The 19363-nt window shown below is 59.9% G+C and carries 16 protein-coding genes and 1 pseudogene; 11 read left to right on the forward strand and 6 right to left on the reverse strand.

The features are described 5' to 3' along the window. The first annotated feature begins 19 nt into the window (after nucleotides 1–19). Nucleotides 20–1072 (forward strand): UDP-glucuronic acid decarboxylase family protein, encoded by a 1053-nt coding sequence (locus CIT31_RS30290; protein WP_095521564.1) that lies wholly within the window; start codon nucleotides 20–22, stop codon nucleotides 1070–1072. Between the two features lie 84 nt (nucleotides 1073–1156). Here the strand turns inward: CIT31_RS30290 and CIT31_RS30295 are convergent. Together CIT31_RS30295 and CIT31_RS30300 are read right to left on the reverse strand one after the other, a co-directional pair. Further along, nucleotides 1157–2118, reverse strand: a pseudogene (locus CIT31_RS30295) (transposase family protein). 109 nt (nucleotides 2119–2227) lie between these two features. Beyond that, a complete protein-coding gene (locus CIT31_RS30300) occupies nucleotides 2228–2947 on the reverse strand; it encodes a class I SAM-dependent methyltransferase (protein ID WP_095521565.1) in 720 nt (239 codons plus the stop codon). 1630 nt (nucleotides 2948–4577) lie between these two features. Between CIT31_RS30300 and CIT31_RS35575 the strand changes: the two genes are divergently transcribed. The 3 genes from CIT31_RS35575 to CIT31_RS30315 all read left to right on the forward strand — a co-directional run bounded on the left by CIT31_RS35575 (nucleotide 4578) and on the right by CIT31_RS30315 (nucleotide 8687). Then, nucleotides 4578–6194 (forward strand): family 16 glycosylhydrolase, encoded by a 1617-nt coding sequence (locus CIT31_RS35575; protein ID WP_095521566.1) that lies wholly within the window; start codon nucleotides 4578–4580, stop codon nucleotides 6192–6194. Between the two features lie 1815 nt (nucleotides 6195–8009). Next, the gene (locus tag CIT31_RS30310) at nucleotides 8010–8255 is read left to right on the forward strand and encodes a hypothetical protein (protein ID WP_127210427.1); all 246 of its coding nucleotides are present in this window, start codon (nucleotides 8010–8012) and stop codon (nucleotides 8253–8255) included. Between the two features lie 222 nt (nucleotides 8256–8477). Continuing rightward, nucleotides 8478–8687, forward strand: a complete 210-nt coding sequence (locus CIT31_RS30315) for a hypothetical protein (RefSeq protein WP_342586968.1) — start codon at nucleotides 8478–8480, stop codon at nucleotides 8685–8687. A 267-nt stretch (nucleotides 8688–8954) separates the two neighbouring features. Here CIT31_RS30315 and CIT31_RS30320 read toward each other — a convergent pair whose 3' ends face one another. Next, nucleotides 8955–9569, reverse strand: a complete 615-nt coding sequence (locus CIT31_RS30320) for a TetR/AcrR family transcriptional regulator (protein WP_095521567.1) — start codon at nucleotides 9567–9569, stop codon at nucleotides 8955–8957. A gap of 91 nt (nucleotides 9570–9660) precedes the next feature. Between CIT31_RS30320 and CIT31_RS30325 the strand changes: the two genes are divergently transcribed. From CIT31_RS30325 to CIT31_RS30360, 7 genes are all read left to right on the forward strand, one after another. Next, entirely contained in the window at nucleotides 9661–10767 is a 1107-nt protein-coding gene (locus CIT31_RS30325) for a polyamine ABC transporter substrate-binding protein (protein ID WP_095521568.1), read from the forward strand. A gap of 13 nt (nucleotides 10768–10780) precedes the next feature. Continuing rightward, nucleotides 10781–11626 carry an ABC transporter permease gene (locus tag CIT31_RS30330; RefSeq protein ID WP_095521569.1) on the forward strand — a complete coding sequence of 282 codons (846 nt, stop codon included), beginning with the start codon at nucleotides 10781–10783 and terminating at the stop codon, nucleotides 11624–11626. Between the two features lie 2 nt (nucleotides 11627–11628). Then, nucleotides 11629–12426 carry an ABC transporter permease gene (locus CIT31_RS30335; RefSeq protein WP_425350680.1) on the forward strand — a complete coding sequence of 266 codons (798 nt, stop codon included), beginning with the start codon at nucleotides 11629–11631 and terminating at the stop codon, nucleotides 12424–12426. Continuing rightward, a complete protein-coding gene (locus CIT31_RS30340; protein ID WP_095521570.1) occupies nucleotides 12423–13487 on the forward strand; it encodes an ABC transporter ATP-binding protein in 1065 nt (354 codons plus the stop codon). Before CIT31_RS30335 ends, CIT31_RS30340 begins: the two co-directional genes overlap by 4 nt. A 3-nt stretch (nucleotides 13488–13490) precedes the next feature. Then, nucleotides 13491–14252 (forward strand): MBL fold metallo-hydrolase, encoded by a 762-nt coding sequence (locus CIT31_RS30345; protein WP_095521571.1) that lies wholly within the window; start codon nucleotides 13491–13493, stop codon nucleotides 14250–14252. Between the two features lie 481 nt (nucleotides 14253–14733). Further along, nucleotides 14734–15507 (forward strand): NAD kinase, encoded by a 774-nt coding sequence (locus tag CIT31_RS30355; protein ID WP_095521572.1) that lies wholly within the window; start codon nucleotides 14734–14736, stop codon nucleotides 15505–15507. A 192-nt stretch (nucleotides 15508–15699) separates the two neighbouring features. After that, nucleotides 15700–17310, forward strand: a complete 1611-nt coding sequence (locus tag CIT31_RS30360) for a DEAD/DEAH box helicase (RefSeq protein ID WP_165778605.1) — start codon at nucleotides 15700–15702, stop codon at nucleotides 17308–17310. Nucleotides 17311–17447: 137 nt separating this feature from the next. Here the strand turns inward: CIT31_RS30360 and CIT31_RS30365 are convergent, their stop codons facing one another. From CIT31_RS30365 to CIT31_RS30375, 3 genes are all read right to left on the reverse strand, one after another. After that, entirely contained in the window at nucleotides 17448–18098 is a 651-nt protein-coding gene (locus CIT31_RS30365) for a YiaD family glycine zipper/OmpA-like lipoprotein (RefSeq protein ID WP_095521574.1), read from the reverse strand. A 177-nt stretch (nucleotides 18099–18275) separates the two neighbouring features. Continuing rightward, complete coding sequence (locus CIT31_RS30370; protein WP_095521863.1) at nucleotides 18276–18644, reverse strand: GFA family protein; 369 nt, start codon at nucleotides 18642–18644, stop codon at nucleotides 18276–18278. A gap of 204 nt (nucleotides 18645–18848) precedes the next feature. Next, nucleotides 18849–19235, reverse strand: a complete 387-nt coding sequence (locus CIT31_RS30375) for a hypothetical protein (RefSeq protein ID WP_065008216.1) — start codon at nucleotides 19233–19235, stop codon at nucleotides 18849–18851. Nucleotides 19236–19363 lie beyond the last annotated feature (128 nt).

A 19363-nucleotide genomic window follows, 5' to 3' on the forward strand; every position in this document is an offset into this window, starting at 1 on the left:
ATTTCGCAAGGAGATTCACATGCCACGGATTTATGAGAGTCGCAAACGCGTTTTGGTCACCGGAGGAGCCGGCTTTCTGGGCTCCCACCTAATAGATCGACTGCTCTCCGATGGTCATGAGATACTCTGCGTCGACAATCTCTTCACGGGAACCAAGTACAATATTGAACATCTACACGCGAACCCGCGCTTTGAATTTCTGCGCCACGATATCACGTTTCCCTTATACGTCGAAGTCGACGAAATCTACAACTTGGCCTGCCCTGCATCGCCCATCCAATACCAGCACGATCCGGTGCAGACCACAAAAACGTCGGTGCAAGGCGCAATCAATATGTTGGGCCTCGCCAAGCGGCTCAAAATCCGAATTCTGCAGGCTTCAACAAGTGAGGTCTATGGCGACCCTGCGGTTCATCCTCAAACCGAGGATTATTGGGGCAATGTGAACCCCATTGGTCCTCGGTCCTGCTATGATGAGGGAAAGCGTTGCGCCGAAACGTTATTTTTCGATTATCACCGACAATGCGGCCTTGAAATCAAGATTGCGCGCATCTTCAACACATACGGCCCCCGGATGCATCGGGCTGACGGTCGAGTTGTTTCCAATTTCATTGTTCAGGCACTCAGCGGCGAGCCGATTACGCTTTACGGTGACGGCAACCAGACTCGTTCATTCTGCTACGTTGATGACTTAATAGATGGTCTTGTACGCCTCATGGACAGTCGAGCTTCATTCACGGGACCAGTCAATTTTGGAAATGATGGAGAATTCACCATTCGAGAGCTTGCGGAACTGGTGCTCGCTGAAACCGGCTCGTCGTCAAAACTCGTCAATTTGCCGTTACCCCGCGACGATCCAAGACAACGCCGACCCGATATATCCCTCGCCAAAGCCGAATTGGGCTGGCAACCGACCATGGCACTGAAAGGCGGGCTGAAGCCAACCGTTGCATTTTTTCGCAGCGACCAGGCACGCCGATCACGATCGCAGGAGGAGCCACAAGTGATCGCTTTCGAAGAGCGGAAACAAAGGTTCCATTCCATTGCTGGCGACTTCCTTTCATCTGGATAACCACTCGCACATCGTGAGCTTCGGCATTCCGACTGTCGACCGAATCTCCGGCGCCCCGAAGCTGCGTCGCGACGGTCTATGCCCCTAGATGTTTAGTCCCGGCATCTGGTGGAGCGGATTGAGTGTGAAGCGCTCGGGCTGAGTGGCCCATGACTTACAGATGAACTCGTAGGGTGTGAGACCCTTGAGGGCCTTAAGTCTTCGGCCGAGTTGTAGGCCGCGATGAAGTCGGCGAGATGCCGGCGGAGTTGGTCGTGTTTCTCCTAGTAGAAGCGTTTGACGGTGGCGTCCTTGATGGTCCATGGATGCTTGGCCTTGGTCGTGCGGTGCTCGATGTCGTTCCTGGCGCAGGCCAGTTCGAAGGCATGGCCCAGAAGCGTTCGCCGTTTGCGATCGTCTCCTTGATCAGCGGCACTGCCGACCCTCCGGCGCCGGGGGTGGTGAACTGAATGCCGTCGGTGAGCACGGTGTGGATCTTGTAAGGGACGGCCGCGATCAGCCGCAGCAGGAAGTCTCTCGAGATGGCGGTGGTGGCCTTCTCGTGCAGTTCGACGAAGGCGAACTGCGAGGTGCGGTCGATGGCGACGAACATGTCCAGCTTGCCCTGTTGGGTCCTCACCTCGGCAATGTCGATGTGGAAGTAACTGCTCGGGTAGCTCTTGAACTTCTTCTTCGCCGGCTTGTCGCCTTCGATATTCCGGCAGGCGGGCGGCTGATGCCGTGGCGCTGCAGACAGCGGTGCAATGAAGATCGTGTCAAATGGGGGATGGTCGGCTGGAGCGCATAGAGGCAATCATCCAGCGGTAGCAACGTATAGCGCCTGAAAGCGACCATGACCGCCTCCTCCTCGACCGAGAGCACCGTCGATCGCGGCGCTTTCGGACCAGTCGGAAGATCGGCGACCGAAGTCCGCGTCTTCCACTTCGTCACGGTCTTTTGGTTGATCCCGTAGCGCCTGGCCAGCGTCCTCAGGCTCTCTTGACTATGCTGTATCGCTCGACGGACGCCTCTGTCGTCGTGGCGCTCCCATGCAGAACCTGGCCCAAAGCGCATCCTTTGATTCGGAACACAAGGATGCCCCATCAAAGCCTGGGATCAAACATCTCCCTTGCCGCCACTTGGAGTCGGTTGTTCTGACGCGCGCCTAACACCACCTCAGCTAGTGAGGACCATCAGTGAGGCGCCGCCGAGTAAGCGCACCGACAGGTCCTCTCCGGCAACAGTCCGGACAATGCGCCGCGCGGCGTTACCGAGGATGGCTGTCGTGGTTCGCCATTCGGGATGGATCTGCAGGATATCTTCCGCCGTCCTAGTGTACTGTGCGTCAATAATCTTGAAGCCCGTGTCGCGCAGAGTCGCTAGAGCTGTTGCCTGATCAAAGTAATGCAGGTGACCGACCTCCTTGCGTTGCTTAAGGTGCTGACCGCGCAGAAGGCCGACGATACTAATGTCGAGAGGAATATGAAATGCATAGTATTTCGAACGTCCTCTGAGCCTTCTAAGAAAGCCCATATAGTCATCGACGTGCTCGAAAACATCGATGCACAAAAGAAGATCGTAGTTTTCGTTGGTTTGCAGGAAGTCACTGCAGTGAAAGCTTAGGTTGTTTCTTTCTCGCTGTTTGGCCAAATTTATAGCATAGGGAGCGATATCGTAGCCGATGGCCGTTGAGTCACGGAAGATATCGTGCTGAAGGAGGGCTTTCAGAACGCCTCCCGTCCCGCAACCTGTGTCGACGATTTTCTGGCAACTGATATTGTTGGCGCGCACGATCTTGGCGATGCTGGCGGCCTTGACACCGCCGTCTTCGTCATGCCAGGTCGGATTGGCAGCGGCATAATCTTTTCCGGTATAGAGGTCATTACTTGACATCATCTCTGCCCATCTCAGTGTGCTTGAGCCAGATTAAGTTGCCTCTTCGAATGCTTCGACCTAATAATTGCTTGTGACTTTGAATGAAAACAACCAGCTCTCTGCATGGCCCTAAGGCCAGCTCCAGAACGGGAATCCCAAGTCGTCCCTCTTGATCGAACTTCACATTTTGGGAATGAACGAATCTTAGGTCGGCACCGGTCCGCCTTGAGGTCGCTCCAGAGTTCTAGAGTTCCTCCCTTGCCCCGGGCTGCACGCAAGGTGCGAACCGCGCACCTCAGAAAGTGGGCGCAACCGGATAAAAACAAAACCTAGTCATTACAAATGTAACGACACTCTCGATGCCGTCAAGCCGCCGGCTGCGAAGTTCCGGGGGGCACCTTATAGCACGCGGCCCATCTGAGGTAGCTCATAAGAAAGAACCAAACTCTTCGCGTTCCACAGCGACGCTGCTGGTAGAATGTTGTCGCCGATCAGGGACAAGCGATGCCGCATTATCGGCTCTGCATTCTGAAGGAACACGGCCAATTCATGGGTGCGCAACCTAGCCTGCATAGATGACGATGCAGCGAAAGAGCACGCTAACCGGTTGGCACTTGGCCACGAGGTGGAGCCTTGGCGACTGGTTGCGCGGTTCAAATTGGGGGCCGTCCTGCGGCGGGAAAGCTCCCTCGCGCCTAGGGCCATGTATTAGCCATTTCAACAAGCCGCGTAAGCGATCGTACTTCCCTTGGATGCGGTTGCAGGTTTTGGCGCTGTTCGATGCGTTGCGATTGAACAGCCCGTCCGGTGCTGTGGGGTACGCTCGATAACGGTGCCAGCCTTCCACCTTCGATCATTGAAAACGGATGATGCGGACATCGCCGCCGTGCCGCCGGCGACGTCGCTCAGCAACACGTGTAGAGACTGGAGCTTAGTCGAACCGCAACAGCGGACCTGGGCCGGCGCATCGGCCGCGCAAATGGCCGGTCGAACATCCGGGCCGGCAGCTCCGGCCCAGGCCCGACGGCCCATCCGCCACGCAGCCCGGCCGTGCTTTTCGACGACCTCTATGCGAACGACCCGCTCGAACCACAGGCCCCCAAAACAGCGACATTTTAACCGACGGACACGGTTTTCGAAGGACGTCCGGAAGGCTGTTTCGGTGTGGTTGTTCGACGCACCGGATATATTAGAAGCTGTTAATAAGTTTTCGCCTAGCCTCATTCTCGCCGCAAATGGTCGCTTGGCTTGCGTACATCGTCCACGAATGATCCATCTCACGTGGTACAAGACGATGTGTGTATAAATCATAGAGCGGAAATGCCTGCGTTTTACTTAGGGCGCGGGTGGAATGAAAACAAGAAAAACGCAACTAACTAAGGATTTACCGTGCTTTTACTGAACGGCAAGCTTGGCGGTGCCTCCGCCAAAGAGCTGCGCTCGACTTCAATTCGGCTGCGGCTCGAACCGTTGAACACCTTGCGCGCCCGCCCACCGATTCAAGGGAGGGCCTGATGGGCATTCCCGTCGACAACTCACCTTCGATGGCGAGTTCAGCGTTAAGCTCGCTCGACAATAATGTCGGGGCGAGGACTTCCAAATCTCCGCTACTTTGAAATCCGTTCGCGGTGCCCAATAGCGGGCATGCGATATGTCGCGCGCCTTGGCGATGCGCGGCGTGGAATTCCTGTTTTCAACGCCAAAGAAGGATCACGGAATGGCTCTTTCCGCACCCACAGGCTTTGCCTCTAGCGACCTCGTCTTCGAGGATAACTTCTCCGGTACGGCACTCGACAGCGATTGGCATACCTACATCACCAGCAATGCCGCCAACGGCTGGCCGTGGGACAGCAATGGATCGGGCGGAAGTGGGATGGGCAACCGGTTTAATGCCGAATACAATATGCCGAGCCAAGATAAGGTGGGCAACGGGCTGTTGAATCTCACGGCAATTAAACAGCCCGTCAACGGCGTGGCTCAGGGGTCGGCATATACATTCCCTGTCACGTCCGGCGTCGTCAGCAGCTATGGCAACTTCGAATTCAATGGCGGCTACCTTCAGATCAGCATGAAGGCGCCGAGCGGCGACGGCGCTTGGCCAGCCCTCTGGCTGATGCCCGGCAAAGGCGCCGGCAGCAGCGGCGACAATTTTGAGATCGATATACAGGAGGGTGGATTCACCGGTTCGGGACCGGCAAACCAAGCGTTCTCCTACCACCTCCACGGGCCGTCAGGGGTAGCTGGTGGCGTCGTCGACAGCGGCGTCGACCTCACGGCCGGCTTCCACACATACGGCATCAACTGGGATCCTGGTAAGTCGATCACCTGGTATCTCGACGGGAAGCAGATGGCGCAAGTGACCAGCGCACAGGCGCAGATTCCCAATCAACCGATGGAGCTGATCATGAGCAATCAGGTCGCGAATTCGAACGCGGCCGGATGGCACACGGCTCTTAATAGTTCGACTCCCTCGTCGATGCAGATGCAAGTCGATGAGATCCAGCTGTATCAGAAGGCAGGCAGCGGCGACACCGTTACAGGTGCCAACGTCACTCCCCCAACCACTGGCGCGATCGGGACCGAGACTGGGTCTGGGACCGGGACTGTCCTTCCTCCCGGCGGCACCAGCGATGGCACTTTGTACGGCACCAGCGGCGCCGATGTACTTCGGGAAACCGGCGCCCACACGATGATCGGCTATGGCGGCAACGATGACTACTACGTCGATAATGCCGGCGACAAGGTGGTCGAGTCCTCTGGCCAAGGTCAAGACAGGGTGTGGACTTCCGTGAGCTATGCTCTCTCGGCCGGCTTGTCGATTGAAGTCCTTGGCACCACAAAGGACGCCGGCACCACGGCAATCAACCTGACCGGCAACGGGTTGGCCCAAACCATCCAGGGCAATGCCGGCGCCAACGTCATCAACGGCCGCGGCGGTGCCGATAAGTTGAGCGGCTTTGGCGGCAACGACACTTTCGTCTTCAATAGCGCCCTTGGTAACGGCAATGTCGACAGGATAACCGACTTCAACCAGGACAAGATCCACCTCGACGACGCCATTTTTGCCGGGCTTCATTTGGGAGGGCTTCCATCCGCGGCTTTCTTTGCTGGTACAGCCGCGCATGACAGTTCCGACCACATCATCTACAACAGTTCGACTGGAGCGCTCTCCTATGACAGCGACGGCACAGGCGGCGCATCTCAAACACAGTTCGCCACGCTTTCCCCACATCTCTCGCTCACCGCAGCCTCATTCTATGTGACCTGAAGGACCTACGCGGGGAAATAACATCCCGCGAGGGGCTGTCGTGGCCAAACAAGGACTGGATAAACAGCACCTCAAAGCCATGTTCCCGAACCGAAGGTCGGCGTAGCAAAAGGCGGGAGCCCGGTTTTCGGGAAAGATCATGCTCAAACAAAGCGATGCAGTTCCATCCCGATGCCATCGGGATGGAACGGGCTCTATTTGTGAGCTGTCTGTAGGTTGTCCAATGCGGTTGCCAAGCGCCACCAGAGTAGGCCGGCTCTGATGATGGCAACCTGTTGTCACGCAAAGAATGGTCGCCTGATGACCCATGGCCAGCATCTTGCCGATCGTTAGCGCTGACTTGCGGAACCGCTCCTGTGGTCGGGCAGCGGCATATGGACAGCCCCCTACCTGAAGAACGCCGCCGCCTCGTCATCATCATCGTCCTCGAGCGGCGGTGACCACTCCAGTTTGCAAAAATCGGCGGGCGTGGCACCCACTGAGCCGAGGCAAAGCCGTAACAATTTCATGCGACTGGTCCCGAGATCGCCGCCTGTCAAATCGCCCGGCCAGAAGGGAGGCAATCGAGAGAATGCCCCTGTGGGATCGGTTCAACCATGGCAAGGAATCCGCAAACTCCCACCAGGCCTCTTGCTCTGGATCTAACCAAATAGAGCGGATCCCCAATCGGGTCGGCATATTCTGGTGGTTGATTGCTGCCCGTCTGGGAACACTCAGGATGCTTAAGCGAATAGCCCGTCATGTTGGCTTTTTCTAAAGGTACGCGCGGTCTGGCCGTTGTGTGACCCCCATATTTTCAATTGGAAAAATGTGCGCGATGGGCCCGGAGCGGTTTTTAAAAAAGGCGTTGCGCTAGAGATGTGACCCGGCCCCCGCGTCATGGCGGAACCGTCATTGACTGACCGCGTTGATTGTCTCCAGAGAAGGAGACCGATCGATGTTCAGGTTGCTGCTGTTAGGGCTAATCGGCTATCTCGTTTACCGCTACGGGCGCGAGATACTCGAGGAGACATCAGACGACGTGCCCGGCGCACCGAGGCGGCGCAGAGAGTCTTGATCGGCATTGTCATTCACCGGCTCGAGGTCTGGCCGCAGGGTGTAGAATTCGCCCCACGATAGGCGCTTACCGCGGAATGGTCGGTCGCTGTCGCCGGGTACGGTGGCCGCCATTGATGCTCCCTTCTGTCGCTATGTCTGGTCTTCATGCTGCTTCCTTCCAATGCAGAGAGCGAATGGCGTCGTTGTCATCATTTTCGCGAGGCAGATTGTCGTTCAACTCGTCGGGATATGGGCACCACCTCTCGATCCCTCCTCATCTTTGCCAGTCCAGAAATCGACTAAAACACGGCGAAATTCGATTTCACCCTCATCGTTCACGCCGAGTTGGCGAAGCATCTCGGCAAACTTGTCCCTCGCCATCCTGTGCCCGTATGTCTCTTTCTCGCCCTCTCTGGCGTCGTGGGCCGCTGATGGCCCATTGACGTGAGCCGGTTCATCCTGCTCATCAACTGGCCCGGTATCGTGGGCCGGTGCGGAAATTTGCCTTGGGTTGCCAACTCCAGAACGTTGATGACGGGAACATAGCGGCTGGCGCCTTTGCCTTTTCCCCGCCCTTGGAAGGTGCGTACAACCCAACCCGTGTCCATAAGGGCATGATCGCGCGCTGCACGGCATAGCGCGACGGTACAACGGCACCGGCGGGCGCGCGTTGCTTCAGGCGGTCGATATCTGCTCATCCCCGATTTCCACAGGTTGGGACCGTAGCATATCAGTTCCAACGCTTATATTCCCTAGTGGAAACCATAGGAGTCTCTGTTGGAGCAGAAACGCACGATCGCCCCCTTTATTGGTGGCATGTATGGCAGCCTTGTTGCCCTCGCGTTGGCGTTCGGTTTCCGCTTCCTGATGATTCCCGATCCCGATCCGACCTCGCAAGCAACTATAGTCCTTTCAGGACTGGCCTTTTCGATCTGTTTCAGCCTGACCTTCCTGCGCGAGCATCGACGCCAAATTGCCGCCGCGAGAGAATTTCTAAGCCGGCCAAGATCGTATCAGGACTAATCTTTGCGTTCTGCAACGCAAAACCCCGAACCTCTCCAGATAGCGTCCGGGGCATCTGAAAAATTCAGTCGAACCAACCTGATGCAACAGGGCGATGCTGGCCGGCCGGCATCTCCTGCTGGCCGGCCCATTCTAATGCCATTCGATTAAAATGCCCCTGCGTATATTAGCAATCGCTCAATTTGGCGCGTCAACAATGTCAGGGCGGCGGGTTAAAACCAAATGGGTGATGTCATGCGAAGCGACTTCGCCGCTGCGCGCGAGCTCTTGGAGTGTGCCCAAAACCGGCTCTGCGGCATGGACGAAACGAGCCAGCGCGTCAGCGAGGCGCTGGATTCCCTGATCGAGGAAATAGCCATCGCGGAATTCCGCAAGGCGCCATTGACCCTCGTGCCGTTTCCCCGTGCGCGGCCACCCAAGCATGCCCGGTAGAATTGCCGATCGTGCTAAATGTTGATGGGAATTCAGCGCCTGAGTGGCAGGCGCCTTATCGCCTCTATGACACGCTCGCGACTTGACCAGATGCGACCGTCTTGGTGAACGTGTTCCTCACCCTGACTGACTTGTAGGCGCCAAGAACCGCCGAAATCCACACCGTATCCAAAATAAACACAATTGGTATTGCAAACCACTGGTATGAACCGGTGCCTTTGGCCAGAAATCCGTTCTTCCTGACCGGTCCTGAGACGGTTACCCGCTTCAAACCGCAATCGCCGCCACCAAAATCCGGTTCTGCCTTCGTATTGCCGCCCGCAATTCGGCGATCCTCGCCTCATCACGCTTCACGAACTCGATGAACATCATGTTCATGTTGTTAAACACCAGCTCGCCCAAGGCCTGCCCGTCGATATCGCGGCGTACCAGGCCGAGCGCCTGTAGCCTCGCGATCAGCGCGCGGATCTGCTCGGTCAGTGCCCGGTCAAGCGCGGTATAAGCCTGGCCGAACGGGCTGTCGGGCAGTTGCGTCGAGATTGCCATCGCCTGCCGCCACATCTCCTTGCTGAGATAATGCAGTGAATGCTCGATATAGATGCCGAGCAGCGTGTCCAGCGCATCGCCGACATTGGCCGGCGGGTTGGCGACGACGCCTTGCCCGGCATTGAGCACCTCGTTGACCTCCATCGAAACGATGGCGCCGAGGATGTCGCCCTTGTTCTGGTAATAGTTGTAGATCGTGCCGACCGAGACCTCGGCCTGCGCGGCGATGGTCTCGATCTTGGCGCCTTCGTAGCCGGCATCGCGGAAAAGCTCCGCGGCCGCCTCGATGATGCGGCGGTGCCGATCCGCCTTTTGCCTTGCCCGCAATCCGCTCATATCTGCTATTTGCCATAAAAACCGAATTGACTCAATTTTAGAATTGGTTCAATTTTTTGCCAGAAGCCAAAAAGGCAAGGGAAAACACTCGATGTCCATCAATCTGAAGGCTACGAATCCAACTACCAAGAACCCGCTTTCCGTCCTGAAGAGCCGTTTTCACGCCGCGTGTGCCGCGACAGCACTGCTGCTGGCGACGGGCAGCCTCGCCCAGGCAGCCGATCTCAATGCCTTGATCTGGTGCGATCACGCCGATCCGGCACTGCTGCAGCCCTTCGAGGAGGCCAACGGCGTCAAGGTCAATGTCAAGGAGTTCGAAGGCACCGGCGCCGGCTTGGCGATCGTCGAACAGTCGCAGCCCGGCGACTGGGATGTGATGGTGATCGACAGCATCGACGTACCGCGCGGCGTCGAAAAAAGCCTGTTCGAGCCGTTGCCGGAAGACAAACTGCCGCTGGCCGACCTCTTTCCCCAGGTGAAGATGGACAGCTCCACCGTGGTCGACGGCAAGCGCTACGCTATCACCGAAAAATTCGGCTACAACACGATCGGCTACAACAAGACCAAGGTCGATCCGGCCGACATGCAGTCGATGGCTGCGCTGACCAGCGATAAGTACAAGGGCAAGATCGCCATCTACGACTACTATCTGCCGGTCATTGGCATGGCCGCACTGGCAATCGGCAAGAAGACCGCCGAGCTGACCGAAGCCGACCTTCCCGCCATCAAGGAAGAGCTGCTGAAGATGAAGGCCAACGCCAAGCTGGTCGGCGAGGTGACTGCCAGCCAGACCGCGCTGGCAACCGGCGAGGTCGACATTCTGGTCGGCGGCGGCGAATGGGTGACGGCCGGGCTGGCCAAGGAGAACCCTGCGCTCGATTTCTCAATCCCGAAAGAAGGTGCTGTGCTGTGGTCGCAGTCGCTGGCGATGTTCAAGGATTCCAAAAACAAGGATATGGCGCTGAAATTCATCCAGTACATCATGAGCCCTGAAGGCCAGGCGCGGCTCTCCACCTCGGCCTGCTATTGGGGCATGCCGGCGAATACCAAGGCGGCTCTGACCGATGAGCAGAAGAAGATCCTGCGCTTCGACGAGCAGCCGGATTTCCTGGCCCGCGCCCAGCCCTATCCGGCGCCGAATGCCGATCTCGACAAGAAGATGCAGGACGTCTGGACCGAAATGCTGCAGGCGCAATGACCGGTCGCCGGTCATGAACTCTGCCACGAACAGTGGACGTGCCCTGCCCTGGGCGCTGGTCACGCCGGCGCTCGGCTGGACGCTGCTGTTCTTCGTGCTGCCTTTCCTGGCCATGGCGCTTTCCAGCCTGACGGCGCATGATGGCGGCGGCTTCACCCTGTCAAACTACAGCCAGTTCTTCAACAATCCGGCCTATTGGCAGGCGATGGTGAACTCGCTGCAGGTCACCGCCATCGTCACCCTGATCTCGGTGCTGCTCGCCTACCCCTTCGCCTGGATCCTGGCCGAACAGGTGCCGGCGCGCTGGCAGCGGCTGGCGCTGATGCTGGCGGTGCTGCCGTTCTGGACTTCCTATGTCGTGCGCTCCTACTCCTGGCTGCTGGTGCTGGCGCAGAACGGCGTGATCAACCGCGCGCTGACCGGCTCAGGCCTGTTTGCGGAACCGGTGCAACTGGCCAACACACGGCTGGCCACGATCATCGGCTTCGTCCATTTCTTCGTCATGCTTTTGACGCTGACCATCTTCGCCAATCTGAAGCAGCTCAGTCCCAGCTACCGCAAAGCTGCCGCCGATCTCGGCGCCGGGCCGGTCCGCACGTTCCTGCATGTCGTCCTGCCGCTGACGATGCCCGGCATCATGGTCGGCGCTTTTCTCACCTTCGTGCTGTGCATCGGCGACTACATCACACCGCAGATCCTCGGCGGCAACAACGAACTTTTGATGCCGCAGCTGGTGATGATGCAGATCGGCCGGCGCGGCGACTTTCCGCTCGCCTCGGCGCTGTCGATCATTCTGATGGCCGTGGTTACCATTGCCTATCTCGCCTGCGCCCGCTGGCTGAAGATCGAGCGGGCCTGACCATGCGCTCCTCCACTGTGGCCAAAGCCATTCGCATCCTGTCCGGCCTCTACGCCATAGCCATCTATGGCTTCATTTTCCTGCCGGTGGTCGTGCTGGTGCTGTTTTCGCTGCAGGCGACGTCGTTTCCGATCCCGCCCTTCACCGGGCCGTCGCTGCGCTGGTACGACGCCGTGCTCGCCGACACCCGGCTGACTTCGGCGCTGGTCAATTCGCTTCTAGTCGCAGCCATCTCCTCAGCTGTCGCCGTCACGCTGGGTTTCCTCTCCGCCTGGGGTTTTGCACGCTTCGTCCTGCCCGGCTCAGGCCTGCTGCGCGGGCTGATCACGCTGCCGCTGACGGTGAGCTATCTCATCATCGGCATGGGACTGCTGGTGCTGTTCAACTGGGCCGGCGTGCCAAAATCGCTGCTTGCCGCCGGCATCGGCCATGTCGTCATCAACCTGCCGCTGTGCTTTGCCATCATCTACAGCCAGATGGGCGACCACCAGATCAACATCGAGCGCGCCGCGCGCGACCTCGGCGCGCCCGAGTGGAAGGTGCTGCTGCTGATCACAGTGCCGGTGATGGCGCCGGCGATCTTCGCCGGTTTCTTCCTGTCGATGACCTTCTCGTGGGACGAATTCGTGATTTCCTTCCTGCTGACGCGTTTCGACACGACGCTGCCGGTCGAGATCTGGAACCTGCTGCGCTCAGGCCTCAATCCCAAGACCAACGCCGTCGGCTCGCTGGTCTTCGCCGTCTCCATCGTGCTGGTGGTAATGTTCGAACTGATGCTGTTGCGGAGAAAGCCGGCATGACCGCGCCGCTGGTCGATATATGCTCTGTCTCGCATCGCTTCGGTCAGCAGACCGTGCTGAAGAACGTGTCGCTGCAAATCGAGCCGGGCAGCTACACGATCCTGCTCGGGCCGTCGGGCTCTGGCAAGACGACGCTGCTGTCCATTCTCGGCGGCTTCGTCACGCCGAGCGAAGGCAAAGTGCTGATTCGCGGCGAGGACTGCACCGCCGTGCCACCTGCCAAACGCCCGACGACCACGGTGTTCCAGGACTATGCGCTGTTTCCGCATATGAGCGTCGGCGGCAATGTCGGCTTCGGCCTGCGCATGCAAGGCATCGATGCCGCGACGCGGAACGCGCGGGCGCGCGAGGCACTGGCGCTGGTCGGGCTGTCCACCGCTTTCGACAAGAAGCCGCACCAGCTTTCCGGCGGCCAGCGGCAGCGCGTCGCATTGGCCCGCGCCCTGGTGGTCGAGCCGGCCGTGCTGCTGCTCGATGAGCCGCTCGGCGCGCTCGACCTCAAATTGCGCCGGCAGATGCAGGACGAGCTAAAAGCGATCCAGAAGCGGGTCGGCACCGCCTTCATCCATGTCACCCACGACCAGGAAGAGGCAATGGCACTGGCCGACCATTGCGTGGTGATGAATGATGGGCGCATCCAGGACGAAGGGCCGCCAGAGCGCGTCTATGCGCGGCCGGCGACGCGCTTTTCCGCGACCTTCATGGGCGAAAGCACGCTGATATCCGGAGCGGTGACGGCGGCTAAGGACGGAACAATCGCTGTGGCTACTCAGGTCGGACCGCTTTCGCTGACCGGCGCATTGCCGGCCGGGACGACTGTCGCCCTCGCCGTGCGTCCGGAACACCTTGTTCTCGGCGCGGCCGGCGGCGCTGTAGGGCTCGGCACGGCCAAGGTGAGCGACGTTGTGTTTCAAGGCAGCTTCAAGCGCGTGCTCGCCGTTTCTGCGCAGGACCCGGCGCTGCACTTCATCGCCAAGGTTGCCGCCGCTGCGGCCGTCCAGCCGGGCGACATCGTTGCCGTTTCGTGCGACGCTGGCGACATCATCCTTCTGGCGAGTTGAGCCATGGGCGCGCTTCCGGTCATCGACGCTCCGAATTGGTATGAAACCATCCGCATGGGCGATGGCGTGACGCTGATCCACGAGCCGTGGATCAAGCCGTTCTTCCGCTGCAACATCTGGCATGTGCGCGGTCGCGACCGCGATCTCCTGTACGACACCGGCCTCGGCCATTTCAGCCTGCGGCGTCACGTGCCGCTGGTGACGGAGCGAAGGATCATTTGCGTTGCCAGCCACACGCATTTCGACCATATCGGCTGCCATCACGAATTTCCGGACCGCTGCGTGCATCGGGCCGAGGCAGAAATCCTCGCCGATCCGCGCAATGAATGGACGGTTGCCGACCGCTACGCTACCGACGCAATGTTCGATGGAATGCCGCTAGGCTGGGACGCGGCGCGCTACCGGATCCTGCCGGCGCCGGCCGATCGCTTGCTCGGGCAAGGCGATGTCGTCGATCTCGGCGACCGTGCCTTCGAGGTAATCCACACCCCGGGTCATTCGCCCGGCGGCATCGCGCTCTACGAGAGGAAGACCGGCATCCTGCTTTCCGGCGACATCGTCTATGACGGCCCGCTGATCGACGATGTCTATCATTCCGCCGTCGACGACTATGTCGAAACGCTGCTACGGATGCGCGAGCTCGATGTCGCGGTCGTGCATGGCGGTCACTTCCCGAGCTTCGGCAAGGTACGCTACCACCAGCTTATCGACCAGTATCTCGCACAAAAGCGGCAGGCCGGCTGTCATCTGCTGCAGGCGCGATAAGCACCGGTGTATCGCATCGCGAGAAGTGCTTGACGTATTCACAACGCCCTTTGCGGGCACGGCGTGCCGGCGGCATCGCCGCAGCGTGAAGCCGTGGGTTGGGGTCTCAAACTCGTCTCTTCCGACTGGCGCACCAGTTGGGCAAAGGCAAGAGCAAAACTTCCCAGCATCAGGACGATGATAATCAGGCGTGTTACCGGCAATAGATCGGTCCGACTGGCTGGCCCCCACGCCGCCCATCCACTGCCGGCTAACATGATCGATCCGGCTTTACGAGAGTTTAATCCCCGTCTTAACCATCACATTCGCTTGTCACCCGATACGATGCGCGAGCGCCTGGCCAGCGCTCTTCCCGGCGCTGCGTCTAGGCAGCCCATGCCTCCCTTTGCAGATTTGCCGTCCCATGCTAACCCGGCGCTGGCGCGGCCCATGCAACCGGTCGCCACCAACCGGTCGCCATCCACATCGCCAATGGGGAGCCATGAACAAAGCCGCCAGCCGTTTCGCCTTCGTCTCGTCCGACACCGCCGATGCCAAGGCGGCGCTGGAGAGCCTTTCGGAGCGCTATGGCCAGACGTCCATCGAGGATGCAGAGATCGTCGTCGCCCTCGGCGGTGACGGATTCCTGTTGCAGACCTTGCGCGACACGATGAGCACGGGAAAAAAAGTCTACGGCATGAACCGTGGCACCATTGGCTTTCTGATGAACGAGTATCGCGCCGGCGGTTTGACGGGGCGCATCGCGGCGGCCGTTGCCGAAACGATCCGTCCGCTGGAGATGCAGGCGGTGACGGCAGAGGGCGAAACGATTTCAGCGCTGGCGATCAATGAGGTTGCGCTGTGGCGCCAGTCCTACCAGACGGCCAAGATCCGGATCACAGTCGACGGGCAAGTGCGGCTCGAGGAATTGAACTGCGATGGCGTGATGATCGCGACGCCGGCCGGCTCGACCGCCTACAATCTGTCCGCGCACGGGCCGATCCTGCCGCTCGACGCGCCGCTGCTGGCGCTGACCCCGGTCAGTCCGTTTCGCCCGCGCCGCTGGCGCGGCGCGCTGCTTTCCAACAAGGCGACGGTTCGTTTCGACATTCTGGAGGCGGAAAAGCGGCCGGTGAACGCCGCCGCCGACCACACCGAAGTGAAGGCCGTAACCTCGGTGACGGTGCGAGAATCGCCAACGGTGACGGCGACGCTGCTGTTCGATCCGAGCCACTCGTGGAACGAGCGTATTCTTGCCGAACAGTTCCGTTACTGAGCCGGTACAGCGAACGGGCAGCTCGATTAAGAACCGCGATTAAGGTTACGACTTCACAATCACACCATTCCCCGCCCGTTTCTGTTGACAAATCGTGGGCTTGCGCCTACCTGCAATACCAATCTTGCAGGCGCGCGGCGCTTGCCGCGACTGCTTATGTTGCGCCCCCGAACCAGCCAAAGACAGCCAAACTTGTCCTCAGACGCCCAGATCGCTCAAGAAGCGTTGACCTTCACAGACCTCGGCCTGTCGCCGAAGGTCCTTTCCGCAGTCACCGATGCCGGTTACACCGAACCGACGCCGATCCAGGCCGGCGCCATACCGCACGCCTTGCTCGGCAAGGATATTTTGGGCATCGCCCAGACCGGCACCGGCAAGACGGCCTCGTTCGTGCTGCCGATGCTGACCCGGCTTGAAAAGGGCCGGGCCCGCGCCCGCATGCCGCGCACGCTGATCCTCGAGCCGACGCGCGAGCTTGCCGCGCAGGTCGAAGAGAATTTCATCAGATACGGCAAGAACCACAAGCTCAACATCGCGCTGCTGATCGGAGGCGTGTCGTTCGACGAGCAGGACAAGAAGCTGGAGCGCGGCGCCGACGTGCTGATCGCGACGCCCGGCCGCCTGCTCGACCACCGCGAGCGCGGAAAGCTTCTGCTCAACGGCGTCGAGATCCTCGTCATCGATGAGGCCGATCGCATGCTCGATATGGGCTTCATTCCCGACATCGAGCGCATCTGCGAGATGATCCCGTTCACGAGGCAGACGCTGTTCTTCTCGGCGACGATGCCGCCTGAGATCACCAAGCTCACCGAGAAATTCCTGCACGCGCCGGTGCGCGTCGAGGTTTCGAAGGCCGCGTCCGCCGCCACAAACATCATCCAGCGGCTGGTGAAATCCGGCTCGAAACCCTGGGACAAGCGCGAGACGCTGCGCAATCTGATAAGGGCCGAGGATGCGGAGCTGAAGAACGCCATCATCTTCTGCAACCGCAAGATCGAGGTCTCGGAGCTTTTCCGCTCGCTGCTGAAATATGATTTCGACGCCGGCGCGCTGCATGGCGACATGGACCAGCGCGCGCGCATGCAGATGCTGGCCAATTTCCGTGACGGCAAACTGCGCTACCTCGTTGCGTCGGACGTTGCGGCGCGCGGCCTCGACATCCCCGATGTCAGCCACGTCTTTAATTACGACGTGCCGATCCATGCCGAGGACTATGTCCACCGCATCGGCCGCACCGGCCGTGCCGGACGCTCGGGCAAATCCTTCACCATCGCCACCAAGTCCGACACCAAATACATCGACGCGATCGAACGGCTGATCGGCAACAAGATCGAGTGGCATGACGGCGATCTGTCGACGGTCGTCGCCAGCGAGGGCGGAGAGGACGATGCTCCCCGCCGTGGCCGCGGCGCCCCGCGCCGCGCCGGCCGCAAGGACGATGACCGCAAGGACAGGGGCGAACGCAAGCCACGCGAACGCCACGCCAAGCAAAGCGAAGCTGCAGCACCGGCTGTGGTGCGCGAGGAACAGGCAGTGGCGGCCGAGACCGCGGTCGCCGATGCCGGTGAGCGACGCGCGCGCAAGGAAGCGATCCGCTCGGAAAATAGCGAGCGCCAAGCTTCGCCCGAACGTAAGGCTTCGCCCGATCGCAATCGCAACGAACAGCGTGCGCCGGAACGTGGCGACACCAGGCCGCAGCGCGACGGCAATCGCCCTGCCCGCCATCGCCTGGAAGACAATGACGCGACCGTCGGATTCGGCGACGACATGCCCGCCTTCATGCGCATCGTCGCCAAGGTCTGATCAAATACCAGTCCGCCTTTAAATCCAGAATACCTAAACGGAAACGGCCCCTTGCGGGGCCGTCTTCATGTTCGATGCCGGGTTCGTATCTGAACATGATCTTTTCCGAACCCGAAGGTCCGGGATCATGGTCCAGCTCAGGTGAGCGGTGAAAGCTGGATTTCGACGCGGCGGTTCTGAGCACGGCCGGCGGCCGTCGCATTGGAAGCGATCGGACGCGTCTTGCCGAAGCCGGTGACGGCGAAGCGGCGGGAATCGACGCCCTGCCCGGACAGATAGTTGGCAACGGCCAGCGCGCGGCGCTGCGACAGGTCGAAATTGTGTTCGTCGCCACCGGTCGAGTCGGTGTGGCCGAACACGTCGACGGTGGTCTGCCGGAACTTGTTCAGCACAACTGCGACCGAATTCAGCACTTGATAGAAGCCGGGCTTCACCGCGTCCTGGTCGACGTTGAAGGTGATGTCGGACGGCATGTTGAGGATGATCTGGTCGCCGGTGCGCGTGACGCTGACGCCGGAGCCCTGAAGCTGCCGGCGCAGTTCGGCCTCGTTCTGGTCCATCGTGGCGCCGATGGCGCCGCCGGCGAGCGCGCCGACGCCAGCGCCAATCAGCGCATTACGGCGATCGTTGCCGCCGGCAAGCAGGCCGAGCCCCGCACCCGCCAGCGCGCCGATGCCGGCGCCGGCAGCAGTGTTGGAAACTTTCTGCTCTCCGGTGTACGGATCGGTTGTGGTGCAGGCACTCACGAGCACAGCCGTCGCCACGGCGACGAGCACAGTCTTTTTCATCGGGTAATCCCTCTCCAAGCGTCGCGCCGACGGCGCGCCATATCAGCCCTTCCGGGCTCGTTGTAACATGAAATGCGGCGAAAAGCGGACGGGAAAAGCGGCTGCCTGTGGCTTTTCCCGGGTGAATTCCACGGCCGCAATATTGCGCGATTTTGATCGGTTACCAGAGATTATCGGTTACCAGAGATTTTTGCCGTCGATGACAACGACCTCGACCTGATCGAGGTCGAAATTGTCGAACAGGCGCGAATTCACGCTGATCTTCGGATTGTCGAAATCCGGCTTGCCGGTCGACCAGTCCGGCGTTTCGGTGAAGGTGCCGCAGCCGCAGGTGGCGCAGAAACCGTGTTTGATCATTTTCGACCCCCACCGGTAGAACGAGACATTCTTGAGCGGGCTGGTGAGCTTGAATTGCGACGGCGTGTAGTATGCCCACAACGAGCCGCGCTTCGAGCAGAAGGAGCAGGTGCATTGCGTTACGGTTTGCGGCGCTTCCGAAACTTCGAACGTCGTCGCCCTGCAGTGGCAGCTTGCCTTTATGGTCATGAACGCCTCCCTCACGATTGCCTGCCGCCCGCACGGCAAGACAAACATAGAGAGACGTTCCCGACAACTGCCTGTCAGCAGGTGCCTGCGTCGGACGCGTGGCGCGCTTCAATCTTTTTGATGCCCGTCGTTATCCCAAAACCGCTGCGCATCCCGGGTCAGGCCATGGCTCAGGCCCTTCGGCAAGCTTTTGGGCGACAAGCATTAAAACGAAGACGGTGGCACGAACAGGCAGATGGTCTTTCCGTCGTTCGCGCCGGCGACCGAGCACCAGTGATATTCGCCATCGGGCGAATTCTTGATCCGTGCATCGCTGTAGGCCACGACCTCACCTGTCCCCTTAATGACATAGCCCTCCGGACGTTCGCTGATCGACGTCTGCGAGACCGCGCGGCAATCGTAACCAGAACAACAGGAGAATGGGTAACTCCAGCCTTGCGGCCTCGCTGCAGTCGGCGTGGCGTCGTGCGCCAAAGCCGGCGCTGCAGATGCAATGATGGCGGCCGTCAGAGCCACCACCGCAATGATTGAATTCAGGAGGCGGCGCGCCGTCTGGACGGCTGAGGCCGATCGAGTGTTGAGAGCGGGCATGGGCGCAGTTCCTATCACCGAGTTATCAAGCGTTTCGCTTGCCCGTTCCCAGAACGTGTCTTCCCAGTGGCCGGATCGTCAGGTCGCAGATACGCCGCGTCCGGCCATAAATGCTTTTTCCCCCAGCC

It is taken from the genome of Mesorhizobium wenxiniae, from assembly GCF_002284535.1.
Taxonomy (GTDB): domain Bacteria; phylum Pseudomonadota; class Alphaproteobacteria; order Rhizobiales; family Rhizobiaceae; genus Mesorhizobium; species Mesorhizobium wenxiniae.